Origin of the sequence: Caulobacter sp. S45, from assembly GCF_009765965.1 — a bacterium.
Taxonomy (GTDB): Bacteria; Pseudomonadota; Alphaproteobacteria; order Caulobacterales; family Caulobacteraceae; genus CAHJWH01.
In genome coordinates, this window is the sequence record NZ_LMUL01000017.1 from 160,729 (window position 1) to 180,947 (window position 20,219).

At 68.5% G+C, this 20,219-nt stretch carries 20 protein-coding genes; 10 read left to right on the plus strand and 10 right to left on the minus strand.

Going from position 1 to position 20,219, the window contains the following annotated elements; all coding sequences use genetic code 11:
* A partial coding sequence (locus GSQ87_RS20505; protein WP_216839506.1) for a hypothetical protein occupies positions 1-648 on the minus strand: 648 nt, incomplete at its 3' end.
* An 84-nt stretch (positions 649-732) separates the two neighbouring features.
* Here GSQ87_RS20505 and GSQ87_RS20510 point away from each other — a divergent pair.
* Entirely contained in the window at positions 733-2,007 is a 1,275-nt protein-coding gene (locus GSQ87_RS20510; RefSeq protein ID WP_158918236.1) for a metallophosphoesterase, read from the plus strand.
* 111 nt (positions 2,008-2,118) lie between these two features.
* On the opposite strand, the gene GSQ87_RS23010 is transcribed toward GSQ87_RS20510, so the two are convergent.
* The 3 genes from GSQ87_RS23010 to GSQ87_RS20525 form a co-directional block, all read right to left on the minus strand.
* A complete protein-coding gene (locus GSQ87_RS23010) occupies positions 2,119-2,511 on the minus strand; it encodes a hypothetical protein (RefSeq protein ID WP_158918238.1) in 393 nt (130 codons plus the stop codon).
* A gap of 185 nt (positions 2,512-2,696) precedes the next feature.
* Positions 2,697-3,773 (minus strand): AI-2E family transporter, encoded by a 1,077-nt coding sequence (locus GSQ87_RS20520; RefSeq protein WP_254063182.1) that lies wholly within the window; start codon positions 3,771-3,773, stop codon positions 2,697-2,699.
* 107 nt (positions 3,774-3,880) lie between these two features.
* Positions 3,881-4,747: a folate-binding protein YgfZ gene (locus GSQ87_RS20525; protein ID WP_158918240.1), complete on the minus strand. Its 867-nt coding sequence runs from the start codon at positions 4,745-4,747 to the stop codon at positions 3,881-3,883.
* Positions 4,748-4,835: 88 nt separating this feature from the next.
* On the opposite strand from GSQ87_RS20525, the gene GSQ87_RS20530 reads away from it, so the two are divergent.
* Positions 4,836-5,978 carry a glycosyltransferase family 9 protein gene (locus GSQ87_RS20530; protein WP_158918242.1) on the plus strand — a complete coding sequence of 381 codons (1,143 nt, stop codon included), beginning with the start codon at positions 4,836-4,838 and terminating at the stop codon, positions 5,976-5,978.
* Between the two features lie 4 nt (positions 5,979-5,982).
* Here GSQ87_RS20530 and GSQ87_RS20535 read toward each other — a convergent pair whose 3' ends face one another.
* A complete protein-coding gene (locus tag GSQ87_RS20535) occupies positions 5,983-7,305 on the minus strand; it encodes a diguanylate cyclase domain-containing protein (protein ID WP_158918244.1) in 1,323 nt (440 codons plus the stop codon).
* A 227-nt stretch (positions 7,306-7,532) separates the two neighbouring features.
* Here GSQ87_RS20535 and GSQ87_RS20540 point away from each other — a divergent pair, with 227 nt between their 5' ends.
* Positions 7,533-8,408: a YihY/virulence factor BrkB family protein gene (locus GSQ87_RS20540; RefSeq protein ID WP_254063183.1), complete on the plus strand. Its 876-nt coding sequence runs from the start codon at positions 7,533-7,535 to the stop codon at positions 8,406-8,408.
* Here GSQ87_RS20540 and GSQ87_RS20545 read toward each other — a convergent pair.
* From GSQ87_RS20545 to GSQ87_RS20555, 3 genes are all read right to left on the minus strand, one after another.
* Positions 8,326-8,604, minus strand: a complete 279-nt coding sequence (locus GSQ87_RS20545; protein ID WP_158918246.1) for a sulfurtransferase TusA family protein — start codon at positions 8,602-8,604, stop codon at positions 8,326-8,328. The two genes, GSQ87_RS20540 and GSQ87_RS20545, sit on opposite strands and share 83 nt — an antisense overlap.
* A gap of 11 nt (positions 8,605-8,615) precedes the next feature.
* Positions 8,616-9,041 carry a hypothetical protein gene (locus GSQ87_RS20550; protein WP_158918248.1) on the minus strand — a complete coding sequence of 142 codons (426 nt, stop codon included), beginning with the start codon at positions 9,039-9,041 and terminating at the stop codon, positions 8,616-8,618.
* A gap of 366 nt (positions 9,042-9,407) precedes the next feature.
* Positions 9,408-9,890, minus strand: a complete 483-nt coding sequence (locus GSQ87_RS20555) for a nuclear transport factor 2 family protein (RefSeq protein WP_158918250.1) — start codon at positions 9,888-9,890, stop codon at positions 9,408-9,410.
* A 184-nt stretch (positions 9,891-10,074) separates the two neighbouring features.
* Between GSQ87_RS20555 and GSQ87_RS20560 the strand changes: the two genes are divergently transcribed.
* From GSQ87_RS20560 to GSQ87_RS20580, 5 genes are all read left to right on the plus strand, one after another.
* Complete coding sequence (locus tag GSQ87_RS20560) at positions 10,075-10,761, plus strand: AAA family ATPase (RefSeq protein ID WP_158918252.1); 687 nt, start codon at positions 10,075-10,077, stop codon at positions 10,759-10,761.
* A gap of 69 nt (positions 10,762-10,830) precedes the next feature.
* On the plus strand, positions 10,831-13,053 hold the full coding sequence (locus GSQ87_RS20565; protein WP_158918254.1) for an RNA degradosome polyphosphate kinase: 2,223 nt from the start codon (positions 10,831-10,833) through the stop codon (positions 13,051-13,053).
* Positions 13,054-13,079: 26 nt separating this feature from the next.
* Positions 13,080-14,591 carry a Ppx/GppA family phosphatase gene (locus GSQ87_RS20570; RefSeq protein ID WP_158918256.1) on the plus strand — a complete coding sequence of 504 codons (1,512 nt, stop codon included), beginning with the start codon at positions 13,080-13,082 and terminating at the stop codon, positions 14,589-14,591.
* Between the two features lie 284 nt (positions 14,592-14,875).
* Positions 14,876-15,646: a glucosaminidase domain-containing protein gene (locus GSQ87_RS20575; protein ID WP_158918258.1), complete on the plus strand. Its 771-nt coding sequence runs from the start codon at positions 14,876-14,878 to the stop codon at positions 15,644-15,646.
* A 10-nt stretch (positions 15,647-15,656) separates the two neighbouring features.
* Positions 15,657-16,064 (plus strand): hypothetical protein, encoded by a 408-nt coding sequence (locus GSQ87_RS20580; RefSeq protein ID WP_158918259.1) that lies wholly within the window; start codon positions 15,657-15,659, stop codon positions 16,062-16,064.
* A gap of 8 nt (positions 16,065-16,072) precedes the next feature.
* On the opposite strand, the gene rnd is transcribed toward GSQ87_RS20580, so the two are convergent.
* A complete protein-coding gene (gene rnd, locus GSQ87_RS20585; protein ID WP_158918261.1) occupies positions 16,073-17,254 on the minus strand; it encodes a ribonuclease D in 1,182 nt (393 codons plus the stop codon).
* A 74-nt stretch (positions 17,255-17,328) separates the two neighbouring features.
* Between rnd and purM the strand changes: the two genes are divergently transcribed.
* Together purM and purN are read left to right on the plus strand one after the other, a co-directional pair.
* Positions 17,329-18,354: a phosphoribosylformylglycinamidine cyclo-ligase gene (gene purM, locus GSQ87_RS20590; RefSeq protein WP_158918263.1), complete on the plus strand. Its 1,026-nt coding sequence runs from the start codon at positions 17,329-17,331 to the stop codon at positions 18,352-18,354.
* On the plus strand, positions 18,351-18,941 hold the full coding sequence (purN, locus tag GSQ87_RS20595) for a phosphoribosylglycinamide formyltransferase (protein ID WP_158918265.1): 591 nt from the start codon (positions 18,351-18,353) through the stop codon (positions 18,939-18,941). The genes purM and purN overlap by 4 nt, the downstream gene beginning before the upstream one ends.
* 113 nt (positions 18,942-19,054) lie before the next feature.
* Here the strand turns inward: purN and aroC are convergent, their stop codons facing one another.
* Entirely contained in the window at positions 19,055-20,179 is a 1,125-nt protein-coding gene (gene aroC, locus GSQ87_RS20600; RefSeq protein WP_158918267.1) for a chorismate synthase, read from the minus strand.
* Between the last annotated feature and the right edge of the window lie 40 nt (positions 20,180-20,219).

A 20,219-nucleotide genomic window follows, 5' to 3' on the forward strand; every position in this document is an offset into this window, starting at 1 on the left:
GGACAGGCGCGATCCGGGCAGGGCGGAGGTCAGGCGCGCGACCGCCTCGCTCGGCCTTAGGCGCTGGTCGCCGATCTGGCGCAGGCTGTCGTCGCCGGCGGGAAGGATCAGGTCGACATCCGGCTCAAGCGTTTCGAACGCGCGACCGGTCTCGACCGCGGCGTCCACCGGGTTGGGCATGAAGGCCGCGAACGCCCCGGGTCCCGCCAGGCCGCGCAGGCCCTCGCCAGCGGTGGTGAGGAACAGGGCGTCCACCACCCCGCGTCGGCTCGCCAGCCGCGCCTGGGTCTTGGGATCGGGCAGGGGATCGATGTTGATGTCGGCGACCACCACGCCGGGGCTCAGGCGACGCGCCTGCGTCAGGCTGGCGTTGGAGATATCGTCGGCGAAGTTGAGCAGGATCAGGTCCGGGCGCACTTCGTCGACCATGTTCAGGAAGGCGTGGTTGCTGGCCTTCACGCCCAAGCTGCGCAGGCCCAGCGGCGCCGAGGTGCGGCTGACCGCCCGGTCGGAGAACTCCACCACCATGTGGCCGGCGCGGATAGCGGCGCGGCTCAGCTTCTGGCGGATGGCGAACAGGTCGACATTGGCGGTGTCGCGCTCGCGCCCCGTCATCCAGTTGAAATCGCCGACGTTGAGAATGCGCATGGACGTGGAGCGGCTCCGGGGCTTTACCCGATCAACCACGGCCCGCGGATGGGCTCAAGGCGGCCCGGCATGGAAGGACGCGCGATGGCGCTGAAGGTTCTCGCGGCTTTGGCGGCGGCGCTATCGCTGTGCGGCATGTCGGTGGCTGCGGCCGAGCCCGCATCGCCGGCCTGGGTGCAGATGGTGCAGGGCGGGGCCGAAGTGCGCGCAGTCAGCGCCGACGGCCATTGCCCAGCCCTGGCGTTCGACGGCGAGCCTGTCGCAATGACATTGCGCATCGCGGCCGATGACGCCTTCCCGGCCGTCTGCCAGGCGTCCGTGCCTAAGGTCGCGCGCCACGCCACGCTCGACGGGACGCCCCTGGCGCTGCCGTTAAGGCGTGAGGTGCGGCGGATCGTGGTGTTCGGCGACACCGGGTGCCGGATCAAGGGGCCGCTGGTCCAGGCCTGCAACGATCCCGAGCAGTGGCCCCTGGCCGAGGTCGCCCGCCGCGCCGCCGAGCGCCACCCCGACCTGGTGATCCATGTGGGCGACTACTACTACCGTGAATCCCCGTGCCCGGTGGGCGACGCACGCTGCGCCGGCAGCCCTTCCGGCGACCGCTGGCCGGCGTGGGAGGCCGACTTCTTCGCGCCGGCCGGGCCTCTGCTGCGCGCGGCGCCGTGGGTGTTCGCGCGCGGCAACCACGAGAGCTGCAAGCGGGGCGGGCTGGGGTGGTTCCGCCTGCTGGACGCAGCCCCTGAGGCCAAGGCCTGTCCCGCCGAGGCCGACGCTTTCGCCGTCCCTCTTGGCGGGCTGAACCTCTATATCGTCGACAGCGCCGACACCGAGGATCGCGACACGCCGCCCAAGCAGGTCGCCGCCTTTTCCCACCAGCTCGACATGCTGGGCGCGGGGCTGGCCAAGTCGCCGGGCTGGATCGTCACCCACCGCCCGGTCTGGGGCCTGACGCCGGTGGTGCGGGTGGGCCCGATCGGCCCGTTGAACGTGTCGCTGAACCTGACCGAGCAAGAGGCGGTCAAGGGCCACGACCTGAACGCCGTACGCATGGTGGTGTCGGGCCATGTCCACGACTTCTCCAGCTTCGACTTCGGCCCGACCCGGCCGGCCCAGCTGCTGGTGGGCACTGGCGGCGATGTGGGCGAGCCGGCCGACTCGCCGAAGATCACCCGCGATGTGGTGGTGATGGACGGCAAGACGGCGCGCAGGCTGGAATTCGACCGCTTCGGCTATCTGGTGCTGGATCGCCAGGGCGAAGGCGCCGACGACTGGGCCGGGGTGTTCTACGACGCCAAGGACCATCCGGTGGTGCGCTGCAGGCTCTACAAGCGGGCCCTGCGCTGCGCGCCCGCGGCCTGATCCCGCGCCTGAGGCCGCGCCGTTCAGCGGGCCGCCTATCGAATAAACAGCCCCGACCGGTATGGACGCCGGTCGGGGCCGCCTGCCTATCCCGCTAGCGGGAGGGCGCGCCTATCGATGGTGACCGCCGCCGCCATGACCGCCGCCACCGCCATGGAAGCCGCCACCGCCATGGCCGCCGCCATGGAACCCGCCGCGATAGCCGCCGCCACGGAAGCCGCGACCGCCGCCCCAGCCGCGCCAGCCATAGCCGCCGCCCCAGCCGAAGCCGCGCCGCCAGGCGTAGCCGCACCAGTAATAGCCAGGGCCGCGCCAGGCGCTGGGGTACCAGCAGTAGTTCCGGCCGCCGAAGACGTACTGGGCGTCGACGAGGGGCGCCGGCTGTCCGACCCGATCCGTTCCGATCACCAGCGGCGCTGTGGGCGCGGCTTCGGCGATGGTGGAAACAGGTAGCGTTCCAAGCATGGAAACCGCCAATGCGGCTCCCGTCACCAGCCTATGCATAGGTTCTCCTCCGATCAAAAGCGCGGCGCGTCTGCCGCTGCATCCTCGCGCCCCGAGGCGCACACCCAAACTTTTCAGTTTCGAAATGAACCGAACCTGAAAGTGGCGATCGGAAACCCGTCAGCTTTGGAAGGCGATCTTTTGGACGAAAGCCGGGCGCTCTTTTTAGGCCTTCGGCTCGAACCCTACCGCGCGTCCCCCGCATAGGGTTTGCCGTCGCTGGACAGCAGCACCGCGATCGGCCGACCGCCCTTGAACTCGGCCAGGATGGCCATGGCGATCACCGTAAGCGGGGTCGACAGGAAGGCGCCCGTCAGTCCCCAGATCGCGCCCCAGAAGGCCAGCGCCAGCAGCACCACCAGCGGGTCGAGGTTTAGGTTCTTCCCCTGCATGCGCGGCTGCAGCACGTGGCTGACGCCGAAGTGGATCGCCTCCATGCCCACCAGCAGCGTGATCGGCTTCCACAGCTCGGGGAACTGGACCAGGGCGAACACCGGGGGGAACAGCACGCCCACGGCCGCCCCGATGGCGGGGATGTAGTTGGCCAGGAAGATGATGAAGGTCCAGAACAGCACGTGCTGCAGCCCCATGGCGTACATCAGCGCCGCCGAGGCCGCGCCGATGATCAGCCCGACGATGGTCTGCACCCAGATGTAGCTCTCCACGCCCTTGCGGACCCGCTCGAACACCCGGTTGGCCTCGGCCATCTCGGCGGGGTCGTTGAACAGCTCGGCGGTCTTGCGCGCGAACCCTTGGCGCGAGGCGATCAGGAAGCCGAGATAGATCAGCACGAACACCGCCTGCTCGCCGGTGAGCTTCAGGGCGCCTGCGATTTTGCCGGCGTAACTGGCCGGGTTCAGGCGGTGGATCAGCTGGTCCACCGTGGGCGTCACCGCCAGGCCCAGTTTGCGCGACCCCTGCTCCAGCAGGATGTTCAGCCGGGCGGCGTAGTCGTGGGACTGGGCCAGGAAGTCCGAGGCGTTGTCGGCGATCATCCAGATGGCGAAGGCGAACAGGGCCACGATCAGCACGATGGCGGTGGGCAGGGCGGCCTTCTTGGGAAAACCCTTGATCCGGTCCTGCAGCACGCGCGCCAGCCCGTCGACCATCAGCAGCAGGAACACCGCCAGCATGAAGGGCGTCAGGATGTGGCGCAGCGCCCAGAAGGCGAATCCGGTCAGGATCACCGCCATCACCACGACGGCGGCCTTGACGGTGGAAAGCTCCCGGGTCGCGGGGCCCATGGCGCGTTTGAGGGTCACGGCGTCCTCGATTCTGACTTAATCATGGCAAGCATGGCACAGAACCATTGCGGCGCGGACAGTTTCGTCCGGGGCTAGCTAAAGCCGCGCGCCGCCGCCGCGTTCCCTCAGGCGGCCGCCGAAACCGCAGCCGCCACCGCGTCCGCCAGCCATTCGGGCGTATCCAAGCAGACCGGTTCGCCATCGACCGTGAGCCCCGCCCCCGCGGCCCGGTCGAGCCGCAGCAGCGCCAGCGCGCGGCCGGCGCCGGTGGAGCGGACTTCGCCCGCCCGCAGCGTCCCCGCCAGCACCTCGGCCCCCGGGGCCGGCGGCGGTCCTTCGAAGGTGATCGGAACCAGACGGGACTTCACCACGCTTCGCCTCTTCATCCGCGAGGTGGTCTCCTGCCCGACGAAACAGCCCTTCCTGAAGTCCACCGCATGCAGCAGGTCCAGGTTGGCCTCCAGCGCGTAGTCCTTGTCCGACAGGGCGTCGCGCAGGATGTCGGGGACGCCGAGCCTCAGGCGGTGGGCGTCGTAGTCCTCCGCCGCTCCCGTGCGCAGGCCGGCCGGGGGCGACGCTTCGCCGACCGTGCGCCACCCAAGCTCCGGAAGGCGCGGATCAAGCCGCCAGCCGGGACCGGGGGCTGGCGTCCCGTCGCCGCCGAACAAGACGTGGATGTCGCCATCCGGGGCCGAGAGCTCGACCTTGGCGCGCAGCCGATACAGCTTCAGCTTGGCCAGCAGGGAGTCGCGGAAGGCGCTGGGGACGTCCAGCGTCGCGCCCTCCGCGTGGCCGAACAGGAACAGGTCGTAGAGCAGCCGCCCCTGCGGCGTCAGCAGGGCGGCGTAGCGAAGCTCTCCGTCCGCCAGGGTTTCCACGTCCTGAGTGATCAAGCCTTGCAGGAAGCTGCGCCACTCGGGGCCCGCCACCGCGATCAGGGCGCGCTCAGGCAGCACGGCGCAGAGGGTCTCGCTGGAGGACGGCGGGTTCATGACGCAGACTTGGGTGTCGAGGCGTCGCCGCGCCAGGGTCATTCGGTGTGGGTGGCGCGCGGCGGAATGCGCTATTAGGACAGGTGTGATGGCGACCGCACGTTTTCCTGTCCTGTTCATCACCGCCAGCCGGGTGGGCGACGCCGTGCTGACCTCAGGTCTGATCCGCCGGCTGTCCGACGAAATCCCGCACGCGCGCTTCACCGTGGTGGCGGCCCCGCTGACCGCCCCGCTGTTTCGCGACCTCCCCAACCTGGACCGGCTGATCCCGCTGGAAAAGGAGAAGGCGAGCCTGCACTGGTTCAAGCTCTGGCGGATGGTGCGCGGGCGCCGATGGGGCCTGATCGTGGACATGCGCGGCTCGGCCCTGTCGCGTTTCCTGAATGCGCGCCGGCGCGCAGTCCGCAAGTCCCTGCCGCCGGGCATGGAGCCGGTCCACAAGGTGATCGAGGCCGCCCGGGTGCTGAGGGTGGAGGACGAACCGCCTGCGCCCTTCCTCTACACCAGCGCCGAGACCGAAGCCGCCGCGCTTGCCATGCTGGCGAGCGGGCAGGGGCCGATCCTGGCCATGGCGCCGGCCGCCAACTGGGTGGGCAAGACCTGGCCGGCGGAGCGTTTCGCCGTGGTCGCCGCCGAGCTGCTGGCCCAAAGCGGCCCGTTGCCCAATGGGCGGCTGCTGCTGCTGGGCGGTCCCAGCGACAGGTTCGCCGCGGAGGCGGTGCGCCGGGTGATCCCTCGGGCCCGGCTGATCGACGCGGTCGGCAAGGTGGACCTGCTCACCGCCTATGCGCTGCTGAAGCACGCGCGCCTGTTCATTGGCAACGACAGCGGCCTGATGCACCTGTCGGCGGCGGCGGGCGCGCCGACCCTGGGTCTGTTCGGCCCGTCGGACGAACGCCTCTATGCGCCGTGGGGCCGCAAGACCCGCGCCTTGCGCGGTCCGCGGGAGTTCGAGGTGTTCAAGCGGATCGACCCGCAGCTGAACCAGGTCGTCTGCCACATGTTCGACCTGCCCACCGCCTGGGTCACGGCGGCGGCGCGGAAACTTCTGGCGGAGACGGAGGAAGACGGGTTGGAAGCGCCGGCCGTGCTTCCCGAACCGTCCGAGGGGGCGATCGTGCTCCCACTTCCCGAAAGGCAAGCGGTGTTGGAAGCCCCGGCCGAGGCCGACGCCATCGAGCCCGGTTCGGATATGGACGAGCCGAGCGCTCCCGCATCTTCCTCTAGCTGAAACTTCAGCCCGTCGGGCGCATCTCCAGCGCGGCGGCGGCGCGCTCCAGCGCCCGGCCCGCCGTTTCGCCGGGACGCAGTTGGGCGGCCCCGGTCTCGAACTCCACCGTGAACGGACGCTCCGCGTCGCCGCCCGGGAAGGCGGTGCAGGCGATCACCGCGGCGATGCGGCTGGCGGCGCTGCGGGCGGCGGTCTCGTCGGCGCCGGGAAGCGCCAGGGCGAACATCTCTGGCCCGATGCGGGCGGCGGTGTCCTCGGCCCGCACCAGGCGGCCGATCATCGATCCGATCTGGGGCAGGGCCTTGTCCATCCAGCCTTCGGCCCGCGCCCGCCGCACCGCCAGCGTATCGCCGACCCGCAGCATGGCCAGCGCCATGGGACGGCGCAGGGTGGTCGCCCGTTCGGTCAGCCGCAGCACGTGGCTGGCGAACAGCGCCTCGGTGAACAGGCCGGTCGCCGGATCGATCAGGCCGGGTCCGCGCACCGATTCGAGCGCCCGCCGGATCGCGCCTTCGCGGCGATAGGCGTGGGCCAGGGCCACCGTGCGGCGGGCGGTCTCGGTTTCCGGGGTGTCGGCGCTGGCGATGTCGGTGAGGCCGCGGCGATAGGCGCTGGCCAGGTCGATCTGGTCCTGCGAGCGCAGGTAGAGCAGGGTCGGCAGGTGGTACAGGCGGCTGTTCCGCCGCATGCCGCCCGCAATCGAAAGCGCTTCGCCCTGGGTCTCGCCGGCCCACAGCACCACCGCGTCGAACGCGCGCTCATGCAGGTAGTCGAAGGCGGTGTAGGCGGTGAAGGCGCCGGTGGTCTCCGCGCCGAGCTGACGCAGGGCGTGGGTCAGGGCCAGGAACTTGGGCGCCGGTTCGCCTACTGTCAGCACCCTGAGCGGCCCGGCCTCGGCCTGCGGGCGAGGTGCGTCGAAGCCGTGCTCGGCGAAGGTGCGTCGGCGTAGCTCGAACTCTTCTTCGGCCGCTGCGATCCGCATCAGCTGTTTCAGGCGCAGCGCGAGTTGGGTGGGGTGGCAGGCGCGCGACAGGCTGAGGTCGAACACGCCCAGGTCGCCGAGATTGTTTCCGGTGGGCACGCTGATGACCGGCAGCAGGCCTGGGGCGCGGATGGCGCGCAGTCGCTCGGCGGTGGCCAGGGCGTCGCGGGGGTCCTCCTCGATCACGATCGCCGCTTCTATGGGCAAGTCTTCCAAGGCCACGGCGGCGGAATGGGCGCCGCGGGCGGTCACGGTGCGCCAACCCAACTCGTCCAGTCCACGGGCGAGCGGCGTCGCAAGCGCTTCGTCGCGCGTTACGATAAGGATGCGGACGTCAGTCGACACAGCTCATCTCGAACCTCACGCGCCGAAACGCCTTTACGCGGCCAGTATGGCGCTGGAATCGTTTATGGATCATACCCCTGAATGAACGGATCGGGTGGATTGACGTCGGCGGCCTCCATTATGAGGCGGCTCGGCGTGTTTCGCCTGGCCGACGCCGGCGGGCGTCCAGCCCTTTCTTGTCGAGGCCCGCTATTTCGAGGCAGCACCTGATCGTTCCGGGACTTGGCGTGCTGCGGCGCGCCCTGTCGCGGCTGTGGGGCCGCGACGTGATGCTGTACGTGGGCGGGGTGTCGTTCTTCGCCCTGCTGGCGGTGTTCCCGGCCCTGACGATTCTCGTCGGCCTCTACAGTCTCCTGGTCGCGCCGGATCAGATCGAGTCCCAGGCCGCCGCCCTGTCCAACCTGATGCCGCCTCAGGCGCAGGACCTGGTGCAGAACGAGCTCGGCCGATTGGTGGGGGCTTCGCGTTCGGCGGTTTCGGTGCAGAGCGCCTTCGCCCTGTGCATCGGCCTGTACGCCGCCCACCGGGGCTTCAAGGCCCTGCTGGCGGGGCTGTCCTTCATTTACGAGGAGGACAATCCGCGCGGGTTCGTACGCTTCAACGTACTGGCCCTGCTGGTGGCGATCGGCGCCTTCGCCATCCTGATCGCCTCGTCCGGCGCCTTCCTGGCGGTGCGGGTGCTGGCCACCACCTTCAAGCTTGAGCTGCTCGGCCAGTCCTGGCTGAACAACGAGTGGATCTGGGAGGCGGCCGGCCTGATGCTCGGCTTCCTGCTGCTGTACCGCTACGCCATGGCCAGCCACGCCCTGGGTTGGCGTTCCTCGGCCATGGGCGGGGTGGTGGCGGCGGCGATGTCGATCCTCGCCTCGTGGGCCTGCGCCTTCTACGTCGGACGGATCGCCAACTATGGGGCCACCTATGGCTCGATCGGAGCGGTCGTGGTGTTCCTGGTCTGGCTGTCGTGGAACGTGAACGCGGTGTTCTTCGGCGGTGCGGTGGCGACCGAGATGGAGCTGGCGCTCAAGCCTGGGACGGCGCACGGGCGGCGTCATCCGCTCGCTTCCGCACCCAGAACCGCAGCACCGGACCTTCCGACGCCATAGCCGTCACCTCGTGGCCGGCTCCGGCGGCGAAATGGGGCACGTCGATCCGGGCCATCGGGTCGTCGGCCACCAGCTCGATTGTTTCACCGGCTGCGAGGGTCTCCAGGGCGCGCCGCAGCCGTAGCGTAGGCGTGGGACAGCGATGGCCGCGCGCGTCCACCACCCGGGCCGTCTCGACGCCGATCGGGTCCGTCATGAAGGCCGCGCCTATTCCGGCGGCGTGCGCGGCTGGCCCATCGGCGCGCTTCCCAGCGGCTCCACCGGATTGGAGACGTTGGTCAGGGCCTTGTCGGCCTTCATGGCGTCGGCCAGGGTGCGGATCGGCTCCTCGTCGGCGGTGGTGAACGTGAGCTGGTAGGGGATGGCCGAACGCCGGCTGTAATTGCTGAAGTCCACCAACGGTGGCTGGTTGAACCAGACGGAATAGGTCTTGCCCGGCAGGGTGCGGCAGATCAGGACGAAGCTGCGCTGGTCGTCCAGCAGGCGCGGGGTCTGGGCGCAGTCCGGATACAGGCCCTTGGGGCTGGGGACGTACGACCAGCCGTCGACCCTCATCTTCTCGCTGAAGGTGACCCGCAGCACCAGCAAGCCGGGCGTCACCTTGGCGTTCAGCGCCGGGAAGGTGCTCTCCACGTGCGGTGTGGTTCGGGTGGCCCGAACCGTGATGTCTTGAGTTCGGGTGTTGAGCTCGGCCGCCGAAGGGGCGTCGGCCGGCGCATGTGAAGTCCCCTTCGGCGCGTCCGCGGCGATCGCCCCTAAGGCGCAGAGGGCGACGGCCAGAAGTGGGAAGGCGCACGGCGCGTGCGCCTCAGCCGTTCGGGGTAGATTGAAAAGACGGGCGAAAATGGCGGCTACCCCAGGTTCCGTGCGAACTGATCAAGCGCGCTCGGAACGGTTTTATCAAGGCCGCCGCCCTTTTGCGTATCTGCGTCGTCTTAGCCGCTCCGAGAAGCGAAAAACCACCAACCTCGGAGCGCGGTCAGAAGTTTCGACCCGATCTCAAAGACCGAGATCGCTTAGGCTCGGATGATCCGCGGGCCGCGGGCCGCTGCGGTCCCAATGGTATTTCCGTTCGTCCGGCCGGATCGACAGGTCGTTGATGCTGGCGTGGCGCGCGCGCATCAGGCCGTTCTCGTCGAACTCCCAGTTCTCGTTGCCGTAGGCGCGGAACCACTGGCCGCCTTCATCGTGGTACTCGTAGGCGAAGCGCACGGCGATGCGGTTTTCCGTGTACGCCCACAGCTCCTTGATCAGCCGGTAATCCAGTTCGCGCGCCCACTTGCGGGTGAGGAACGTCACGATGTCGGCCCGCCCGTTCAGGAACTCCGAGCGGTTGCGCCAGCGGCTGTCCACCGTATAGGCCAACGACACGCGCTCGGGGTTGCAGGTGTTCCAGCCGTCCTCCGCGCCTCGGACCTTCTGGATCGCCGTCTCCCGCGTGAACGGCGGCAGGGGCGGGCGGGATTGGACCGTGTCGTTCATAGGTCTGTTCCTCGGCTTTGCGCGGACTTGCGCGTCTTAGTCTCGCCGCGCGAACTTTCCAATGCGTGCGAGGCGAAGGACGCGATAACGATAATTCATTCGGCCGCTGATTTCCGGGTTGCGTGCATCGACGGCTCATGTCGCGCCTGATAAAATCTCACATGTGTAGATTTGGATCGATCACGTGTCGGCGCAGCTTCGTCTAAGCCTTCAGCGTTCGCCCTCCTACGCGCGTGCGGCTTTCACTGTGTCGCAGTCGAACAGCGCCGCGACGCGGGTGCTGGACGCATGGCCGGACTGGCGCGGCGGCGCCTTGGTGCTGGTGGGGCCGCCCGGGTCGGGCAAGACCCACCTCGCCGCGATCTGGGCCAGGCGCGTCGGCGCCCAAATGATCTCGCCCAATGGCCCCGAACCCGAAGGCCTGGATCGGCCGATCCTGGTGGACGACGCCGATCAACACCTGCAGGGCGAGGCCCTGTTTCATCTGATCAACCTGGCCGCCCAGCACGGGTCCAGCCTGCTGATGACTGCGCGCGCGCCGCCCAGCCAGTGGCCGGCGGACCTGCCAGACCTGCGTTCGCGCCTCAACGCCCTGCCGGTTGCCGAACTGCTGGAGCCCGACGATGCGGTGCTGACCGCCATGCTGGCCAAGTTCTTCCGTGAGCGGAGCATTCGCCCATCCGACGAGCTTCTGGCCTACCTGTTGCGCCGGATCGAGCGTTCCGCTGTCCACGCCCAAGAGATCGTGGTCAAGTTGGATGAAGCCGCCGACGCCGCCCAGCGTCCGTTGACCCGGGCGCTGGCGCGGCAGGTCCTGGAAGACATGAGTGAGGACGACGATGAGAACGCCGATCATGCCCAGCCGGTCTGAGCGCCCTTGACCCGCCGCCCGAAGCTCGCGGTCATCAAACGGTCGCCGCCCGATGTCTATGATGAGAGTATGAGCGAGATCGTCCACCTCGAACCCGAGGCCGCGCCTGCGCCCTCTTTGCCGCCGTCCGACAAGCTCAAGCTTGATCCGGTTCTGCTGCATTCGCCCGAGCGGTTCTTCAACCGGGAACTCTCGTGGTTGCGCTTCAACGAGCGCGTGCTGGAGGAGAGCGAGAACCGCGGCCATCCGCTCTTGGAACGGCTGCGCTTCCTGTCGATCTCGGCCAACAACCTCGATGAATTCTACATGGTGCGCATCGCCGGCCTTAAGGGTCAGGTGCGTGAAGGCGTGCGCGTGGTCAGCCAGGACGGCATGAGCCCCGTCGAACAACTCACCCGCGTCAGCAGCGCCGCCACCGAACTGATGACCGCCCAGCAGCGTATCTGGAAAACCCTCAGGGGCGAGCTGGCCAAGGAGAAGATCCTGGTCGTGGACGCTACCACGGTCACGCCGGCGGAGCGCAAGGCGCTGGAGGCGACATTCCTGGCCGAGCTGTTCCCGGTGCTGACGCCGCTGGCCGTCGATCCGGCCCACCCGTTCCCGTTCATGCCCAACCTGGCCTTCGCCCTGGCGCTGAAGCTGAAGCGGCGCTCGGACGGCAAGTCGTTCTACGCGCTCGCGCCCGTGCCCAACCAGGTGAAGCGGTTCTGGCCGCTACGCTACGAGGACCCCCGCAAGTCGCCGCGCGCCGAGCGCCGCTACATTGCGCTGGAAAGCCTGCTGGCCATGTTCCTGGACCGGCTGTTCCCCGACTGCGAGGTGCAGGCCCAGGGCCTGTTCCAGATCATCCGCGACAGCGACGTGGAGCTGGAGGAAGAGGCCGAAGACCTGGTGCGCGAGTTCGAGGCCCTGCTGCGCCAGCGTCGCCGGGGTTCGGTGGTGCGCATCGCGCTCGAAGCCTCGATGCCGGAAGAGCTGCAGGACCTGATCCTGCGCAACCTGCACTGCCACCCCGAAGAGGTGGTGCGCACCGACGGTCTGCTCGGCCTGTCGCAGCTGAACGAACTGATCCCGTCCAACCGGCCGGACCTGAAGTTCCCGCCCTACGAGCCGCGCTTCCCGGAGCGGGTGCTGGAGCATGGCGGGGACTGTTTCGCCGCCATCCAGGAAAAGGACATCCTGGTCCACCACCCCTATGAGAGCTTCGACGTGGTGGTGCAGTTCCTGCGCCAGGCGGCCGCCGACCCCAACGTGCTGGCGATCAAGCAGACCCTGTACCGCACCAGCCACGACAGCCCCATCGTCGCCGCCCTGATCGATGCGGCCGACCGGGGCAAGAACGTCACCGCCCTGGTGGAGATCAAGGCCCGCTTCGACGAGGCCGCCAACCTGAAATGGGCGCGCGACCTGGAACGCGCGGGCGTCCACGTCGTGTTCGGCTTCATCGAGTACAAGACCCACGCCAAGATCTCGGTGGTGGTGCGGCGCGAGGCGGCAGGCCTGAAGACCTACTGCCACTTCGGCACCGGCAACTACCATCCGATCACCGCCAAGATCTACACCGACCTGTCGCTGTTCACCTGCGATCCCGACCTCGGTCGCGACGCCAGCAAGGTGTTCAACTACATCACCGGCTACGCCCCGCCGGATCATCTGGACAAGCTGGCGATCTCGCCGATCTCGCTCAAGCCGTCGCTGCTGGATCAGATCGGGCGCGAGGCCGACCACGCCCGCGCCGGCAAGCCCGCCGCCATCTGGGCCAAGCTCAATTCCCTGGTCGACCCCGAGGTGATCGACGCCCTGTACGCCGCCAGCCAGGCGGGGGTGCGGATCGACCTGGTGGTGCGCGGCATCTGCTGCCTGCGGCCTGGCCTGGCCGGCCTGTCGGAGAACATCCACGTCAAGAGCATCGTCGGCCGCTTCCTGGAGCATGGCCGGGTGATCTGTTTCGCCAACGGTTGCGAGATGCCGAGCCCGCAGACTCGGGTGTTCATCTCTTCGGCCGACTGGATGCCGCGCAACCTCGACCGCCGGATCGAGACCCTGGTCCCGGTGGAGAACCCCACCGTCCATCAGCAGGTGCTGGACCAGATCATGGTCGCCAACCTCAACGACGAGGCCCAGACCTGGACGCTGGCCGCCGACGGCGTCTACAAGCGCTACGACACCAGCGAAATCCGCAAGCCTTTCTCGGCGCACGAATACTTCATGACCAATCCCAGCCTGTCCGGCCGCGGCCGCAACGTGAAGATCCTGCCGCGCGCGTTCGAGCACGTGGGGCCGAGGCGATAGTCCCAGCCGCTCCCACGCGTTCGGACATGTGGGCCTCGGGCGATCGGCCGAGTCGCGACGTCGCGGTCCTGGACGTGGGATCGAACTCGGTCCGCCTGGTGATGTATCGCCTGGAAGGCCGGGCGATCTGGACGGTGTTCAACGAAAAGGTGCTGGCGGGTCTTGGCCGTAGCGTCGGTGAGACCGGCGCCCTGTCGCCCGAGGGGGTGACGGCGGCGATGTCGGCGCTGCGCCGATTCCATGCGGTGCTCGACGGCTCCAGCTCCATCCAGGTGTTCAGCGCCGCCACCGCCGCCGTGCGCCAAGCCAAGGACGGCCCGGCCTTCGTCGCCCGCGTGCGCGCCGAGACCGGCCTGGATATCCGCGTCCTGTCCGGCGAGGAGGAGGCGCACTTCTCCGCCCTCGGCGTCGCCGCCGGCCAGCCCGATGCGAACGGGGTGGTGGGCGATCTGGGCGGCTCCAGCCTGGAACTGGTGCGCATCGCGGAAGGTCTTCCCGGCCCTGGCGTGACCCTGCCGCTCGGTCCCTTCGCCCTGGGAGCACCGGCGCCGATCGAGCCGTTGGCGACCGCCCGCGCCATCCGCGCCCGGTTGGCCAGATGCGCCGACGCCTACACCAGCGACACCTTCTATGCGGTCGGCGGGGCCTGGCGGAACATCGCCCTGATCCACATGGAGGCGACCGGCTATCCGCTGCGGATCGTGCACCAGTACGAGATGGGGGCCCGCGACGCGCTGGATGCGGCGCGCTTCGTCGCCCAGCAGTCCCGCGCCTCGCTGGAGCGGATGCCCGGCGTCTCCAAGAAGCGGGCCGAGACGCTGCCCTACGCCGCCCTGGTGCTGGAGGCGCTGGTCGAGACCCTGCAACTTCAGCGCGTCTGCTTCTCCGCCTATGGCCTGCGCGAGGGTCTGCTGCTCGACGCCATGTCCCCGGAACTGCGAGCCCAGGACCCGCTGGTCGAGGGTTGCGCCGCGCTCGGCGCGCGCATGGGCGCCAGCGACAGCCTCGGTCCGGCGCTGGAGGACTGGCTGCGTCCGTTGTGGACCGCGTTGCCGCCCCTGTTCGAGGGATCGCCGCCGCGCGACGCCCTGCTGCTCGCCGCCGCTTGCCGGCTGGCCGACCTGGGCGCGCGCCTGCATCCCGATCACCGTGCCGATCTCGCCTTCGACCAGGTGCTGCGCGCGCCGATCGCGGGGCAGAGCCACCCCGAGCGCGCCTACCTGGCCGCCGCGGTGTTCTCGCGCCATACCTCCCAAGTGGCGATCCGGCCGGACAGCGGATTGGCCCGGGTGCTGACCCCCGAGCGGCTGACCCGTGCGCGGGCGCTGGGTGCGGCGATGCGGCTGGCCTGCGACCTGTCGGGCCGCAGCGAGACCCTGCTCGCCGTCTGCAGCCTCGAACTTCGCGACGGCGTGCTGACGCTCACGCTCAAGCCGGGCGCGGCCGACCTGCTGCTGGGCGAGCAGACCCGCAAGCGCCTGTCCGCCCTAGCCGGCGTGCTGGGCTGCGGCCACCGGATCGAGTCGCCGGGCGCCTGAACCTTCTTCCGCATTGACGTCGCCTGGAAACCGACTCGATTGTGCAAAATGTTCATGTTATGTTCCGTTTCCATTGCTACCGGAGATCGACATGGCGCTTCCCTTCCTGCGCAAGTTCACCACCGCCGGGCCGGAGGGCGATGGGCGCTAGGCCTATGTCAACGCCGACGGCGCCTTCATCGGCTGTGGCACGCCCCTGCTGGAACGCGACGCCTACGGGCGCTGGACGCCGCGCGACACCGCCGTGCTCGAAGGGCTGCTGACCAAGGGCTACGGCGTCCCGGTTGCGCTCGGCGGGCGGGCGGGCAGGGCGGCTGCGCAGCATCGCCGAGGCGCTGAACAAGGGCGACCTTGCCCTGGCCGAAATCTCCCTGGTCTATCTGGAGCTGCCGCCCCTGCCGAGCGACGCCCACGCCCAGGCCATGGCGAAGGCCAACGACCTGCTGTCCAAATACAACCGCGATCAGCCGCGCGCGCCCAAGGGCGACCCGGACGGCGGCCAGTGGGTCGGCGGCGGCGACGCCGGAGGCGGTCACGCCTCTGGCGCACACGAGGGTGGCGCTCATGCGGGGATCATCCTGGCTGTCGATCGGGAAGACCCGACCCACGCCAAGAAGCGTCGCTTCATCGAGGCGCATCTGGCCGACGCGCAGAAGGGAGCCGCCGAATTGCATGTCCCAGTGGAAAATATTCTTGGGATAACCGCACTAGAATCGGGATGGGGCACAGGGGATTTTGTTCAAGGCGGAAAGAATAATTATTTTGGAGCAGAATGGCCCGCTCCATTTTCTGGAAAACCTGTTTCAGCGGCGGGCAATCCCAAAAGGCTTATGGCGACCTTTTCCAGCTACAAGCAAAGTTTAGATAGTTTTATACGGAAAAATAAATCTCACCTATTTGGTGTTTCTGATCCAAGTTCTTTTGCAAAAATTGCACAGGAAATTGGAAAATTCAGGATAAATACCGAAACTGGAGAGCCGGAGCCACACTACACCAATAGTGTGGTTGCGACCATCCGTAGTGTCCGCCGTATGCTCGGCGAGAAGATCGCTTAGGAGCCGTGCCATGAGATTTCAAAAAAAGGTGTGGTGTGCGTTGAGCATATTCATCTGGGCATGCTCAAGTACGGTTCGGGCCGAAATCCCAAAGAAATTAACAGAACCGCAAGCTTATAAGCTTCTTAGAGGACTTTACGGAAATCTTCATGGGGGATTTTTTGATTACAGTCCTGATGTAGATAAGATTTTCTATGCATATCAAGGTATAGGTCGCCCTGGAACCGAAGGTGGATTCGGATTTTTTTCCGTCAATCCTTGGACGGGAGATGTTTGGGCGCTTTGGGGATGTTATAAGCTGAAGATGCCGGAGCTGCGGGCAGCGAAAGCCGAAATCCGCCGCCGCTTTACGGCTGCGGAGCTGAAACAGTACGATCGCCTGAGCCGTTTGAAGCCGGATTGCATCGTCGAGGACTGAAAGGCGGTTCAGCCCCCGCTCGCCGCCTTCGCCGTGGGCTGCGGCGCGATCTCGGCCACGCGCACCCGCGCGCCGTCGAGCACCAGGGCCAGTTCGCCGCGCTTGAGGCGCAGGGCGTCCTCGCCGAACACCTCGCGCCGCCAGCCGGTCAGGGCGCCGACGCCGGCGTTGTCGTCGGCGGCGATCTTCTCCAGGTCCGAGACGGTCGCGATCAACTTGGACGCCACGCCCGCATCCTCGGCCCGCGCCTTCAGCAGCACCTTGAGCAGCTCCACCGTCGCCCCGGCCGATTGCGGCGGCGGGGGCGGGCGCTCGACCACGGGGGCGTAGGCCTCCGGGTCCCGCAGCGCCTCGCGGATGGCGGCCAGCAGGTCCGGCCCGAACTTGGAGCCGGCGAATCCCTTGGGCACCGAGCGCAGGCGGTTGAGCCCGTCGGCGTCCAGCGGCGCCTGGGTGGCGATCTCGTCCATCGCCTCGTCCTTGAGGATGCGGCCGCGCGGCTGGTCGCGGGTCTGGGCGGTGCGCTCGCGCCACGCCGCCACGCCCTTGAACACCGCCAGGTATTTGGGGGTGAACTTGCGCGGTTTCAGCCGCCGCCAGGCCTTTTCCGGATCGACGTCGTAGAAGGACGGGTCGGTCAAGGCCGCCATCTCCTCCGCCACCCAGACCAGCCGTCCGGCCTTCTCCAGCCGTTCGCGCAGCTTGGGGAAGAACTTGGCCAGGTGCGTCACGTCCGCCAGGGCGTAGTCGAGCTGGGCCTCCGATAGCGGCCGGCGGCTCCAGTCGGTGAAGCGGCTGGACTTGTCCAGGTCGATGCGCAGCATCTGGCGCACCAGCGCGTCGTACGCGATCTGCTCGCCGAATCCCGCCGCCATCGCCGCCACCTGGGTGTCGAACAACGGGCGCGGGATCGCCTTGAGATTGTTGAAGATTTCCACGTCCTGGCGGGCGGCGTGGAACACCTTGAGGATGCGTTCGTCGCGCATCAGCTCCAGGAACGGCTCCAGGTCCAGGTCCGGCGCCAGGGGGTCGATCACCCCGCCGTGCTCGGGTCCGGCGGCCTGGATCAGGCACAGATTGGGCCAGTAGGTGGTCTCGCGCATGAACTCCGTGTCCACGGCGATGAAGGGCTGGTCGGCGAGATAGGCGCAAAATGCCTCTAGCTCGGCGTTGGAAGTGATCGGCGTCATGGGCTAGCTATAGCTCGCTTCGCCCCGGCTCCAAGGGAATCGTGGCGAATACGTGTTCCGATGGAAAGTGTTGCATGACGGACCAGCCCAACGGCCTAACCTACGCGCAGGCTGGCGTGGATATCGACGCCGGCGAGGCGCTGGTCGACGCCATCAAGCCGCTGGCGCGCTCCACCCGGCGTCCGGGGGCGGATGCGAGCCTGGGCGGTTTCGGCGCCCTGTTCGACCTGAAGGCGGCGGGATTCAAAGACCCGCTGCTGGTTGTCACCACCGACGGGGTCGGCACCAAGCTGAAGATCGCCATCGAGACCGGCCGCCACGACACCGTGGGGATCGACCTGGTCGGTATGTGCGTCAACGACCTGTTGGCTCAGGGCGCCGAGCCGCTGCTGTTCCTGGACTACTACGCCACCGGCAAGCTGGACGTGGCCGCCGCCAAGGCCGTGGTCTCCGGCATCGCCGAGGGCTGCCGCCAGGCCGGCTGCGCGCTGGTGGGCGGCGAGACGGCCGAGATGCCCGGCATGTACGGCGATGGGGACTACGACCTAGCCGGGTTCTCGGTCGGCGCGGTCGAGCGGGGCCATGTGCTGCCCGACCTGAACGGCCAGCGTGTGGGCGACCTGCTGATCGGGCTGGGCTCGTCGGGGCCGCACTCCAACGGCTATTCGCTGATCCGCCGTATCGTCGAGCGTTCGGGGCTGGGCTGGGATGCGCCGGCGCCGTTCGAGCCGGGCGTCAGCCTGGTGGAGGCGCTGATGCGCCCGACCCGCATCTATGTGAAGAGCGTGCTCCCGCTGCTGAAGTCCGGCGCGATCAAGGGCTGCGCCCACATCACCGGCGGCGGCCTGATCGAGAACCCGCCGCGCGCCATCGCCGAGACCCTGCGTCCGCGCTTCGACTGGAACGCCTGGGAGTTGCCGCCGGTGTTCGCCTGGCTGAAGGAGACGGGCGGGGTGTCGGACACCGAGATGCGGCGCACCTTCAACTGCGGCGTCGGCCTGGTGCTGATCGTCGCCCCGGCCGAGGCCGAACCGGTGATGGCCGCCCTGCTCAACGCGGGCGAGAGCGCCTTCGTCATGGGTGAGCTCGCCGCAGCATGAGTCGTGTTCGTGTCGCCGTCCTGGTCTCCGGCCGGGGCAGCAATCTCGCCTCGCTGATCGCGGCGGCGAAGGCCGAGGACTATCCGGCCGAGATCGTCCTGGTGTTGTCCAACAATCCCGAAGCCGGCGGCCTGGAGCTGGCGCGGGCGGCGGGGATCGCGGCGCTGGCCATCGACCATCGCCCGTTCAAGAAGGACCGCGCGGCCCACGAGGCGCTGATCCAGTCGACCCTGGAGGCGGCCGGCGTGGAGCTGGTGGCGCTGGCCGGCTACATGCGGGTGCTGACCGGCGCCTTCACCCGCGCCTGGGAAGGCCGGATGATCAACATCCACCCCAGCCTGCTGCCCCACTTCCCCGGCCTGCATACCCACGAACGGGCGCTGGAAGCCGGCCACGACCGCCATGGCTGCACCGTGCATTGGGTGGTGGAGGGGGTCGATGAAGGCCCGGTGATCGGCCAGGCCGAGGTTCCGGTGCTGGCCGGCGACACGCCCGACGTCCTGGCTGCGCGCGTGCTGGAAGCCGAGCACCGGCTGTACCCGGAATGCCTGGCGAAGGCGGTGCGCTCTCTTTCCTCCCCTGTGTAGCGGGGGAGGGGACCAGCCGCAGGCTGGTGGAGGGCGCTCGTCGAGCGCAGCGGATTGTAGCCCCCTCCGTCGGCTTCGCCGCCACCTCCCCGCTGCGCAGGGGAGGAGAAGATTTATCCCCGCCCAACACCCCCCGGCGTGAACGCGCCGCCGCCGGTCTGGGCGCGGTGGCGGAGCATGGCGTCGGCTAGCACGCACGCCGTCATCGCCTCGGCCACAGGGGCGGCGCGCAGGCCGACGCAGGGGTCGTGGCGGCCGGTGGTGCGCACCTCGACCTCCTCCCCGGCTTCGTTCAGCGAGCGGCGCGGGGTCAGGATCGAGGAGGTGGGTTTCAGCGCCATGCGGGCGACCACGGTTTGGCCGGTCGAGATTCCGCCCAGCACGCCGCCGGCGTTGTTGGAGTGGAACAGCACCCCGTCGTTGCCCATCGTCATCTCGTCGGCGTTCTCTTCACCGCTGAGCGCCGCCGCCGCGAACCCAGCCCCGATCTCCACGCCCTTGACCGCGTTGATCGACATCAGGGCGCCGGCCAGTTCGGCGTCGAGCTTGCCGTAGATCGGCGCGCCCCAGCCGGCGGGCACCCCCTCGGCATGTACCTCGACGACGGCGCCGGTGGACGAGCCCGCCTTGCGCACGGTCTCCAGGTAGTCGGTCCATAGCGGAACGGACTGTGCGTCCGGGCACCAGAAGGGGTTGGCCTCGGTCTCGGCCCAGTCCCAGCGGCCTGGGTCGATGCGGTGGGGGCCGATCTGCACCAGGACGGCGCGGATCACGACGCCCGCGCCCAGCACCTTGCGCGCCACCGCCCCCGCCGCCACCCGCGCGGCCGTCTCACGCGCCGAGGACCGGCCGCCGCCGCGATAGTCGCGCACGCCGTACTTGGCGAAGTAGGGGTAGTCGGCATGGCCGGGGCGGAACTGGGTGGCGATGTCGCCATAGTCCTTGGAGCGCTGGTCCACGTTCTCGATCATCAGCGAGATCGGCGTGCCGGTGGTGACCGGACCCCCCGTGCGCGCGTCCTCGAACACGCCGGACAGGATGCGCACGGCGTCGGGTTCGCGGCGCTGGGTGACGAAGCGGCTGGTGCCCGGTTTACGCCGGTCTAGCCAGTGCTGCACCTCGGCCTCGGTCAGCGGCAGGCCGGGAGGACAGCCGTCGACCACGCAACCGAGCGCTGGCCCATGGCTTTCACCCCAGGTGGTGACGCGGAACAGATGGCCGAAGCTGTTGTGCGACATGGCTTGGCCTTCTATCGAACCGCTCAACTCATCACAAATC

Coding starts and splice junctions, on each gene's coding strand:
- GSQ87_RS20510 (WP_158918236.1), top strand. CDS start 733: ATGGCGCTGAAGGTTCTCGCGGCTTTGGCGGCGGCGCTATCGCTGTGC.
- GSQ87_RS23010 (WP_158918238.1), bottom strand. CDS start 2,511: ATGCATAGGCTGGTGACGGGAGCCGCATTGGCGGTTTCCATGCTTGGA.
- GSQ87_RS20525 (WP_158918240.1), bottom strand. CDS start 4,747: ATGAACCCGCCGTCCTCCAGCGAGACCCTCTGCGCCGTGCTGCCTGAG.
- GSQ87_RS20530 (WP_158918242.1), top strand. CDS start 4,836: ATGGCGACCGCACGTTTTCCTGTCCTGTTCATCACCGCCAGCCGGGTG.
- GSQ87_RS20545 (WP_158918246.1), bottom strand. CDS start 8,604: ATGACGGACCCGATCGGCGTCGAGACGGCCCGGGTGGTGGACGCGCGC.
- GSQ87_RS20555 (WP_158918250.1), bottom strand. CDS start 9,890: ATGAACGACACGGTCCAATCCCGCCCGCCCCTGCCGCCGTTCACGCGG.
- GSQ87_RS20565 (WP_158918254.1), top strand. CDS start 10,831: ATGAGCGAGATCGTCCACCTCGAACCCGAGGCCGCGCCTGCGCCCTCT.
- GSQ87_RS20570 (WP_158918256.1), top strand. CDS start 13,080: ATGTGGGCCTCGGGCGATCGGCCGAGTCGCGACGTCGCGGTCCTGGAC.
- GSQ87_RS20580 (WP_158918259.1), top strand. CDS start 15,657: ATGAGATTTCAAAAAAAGGTGTGGTGTGCGTTGAGCATATTCATCTGG.
- rnd (WP_158918261.1), bottom strand. CDS start 17,254: ATGACGCCGATCACTTCCAACGCCGAGCTAGAGGCATTTTGCGCCTAT.
- purM (WP_158918263.1), top strand. CDS start 17,329: ATGACGGACCAGCCCAACGGCCTAACCTACGCGCAGGCTGGCGTGGAT.
- purN (WP_158918265.1), top strand. CDS start 18,351: ATGAGTCGTGTTCGTGTCGCCGTCCTGGTCTCCGGCCGGGGCAGCAAT.
- aroC (WP_158918267.1), bottom strand. CDS start 20,179: ATGTCGCACAACAGCTTCGGCCATCTGTTCCGCGTCACCACCTGGGGT.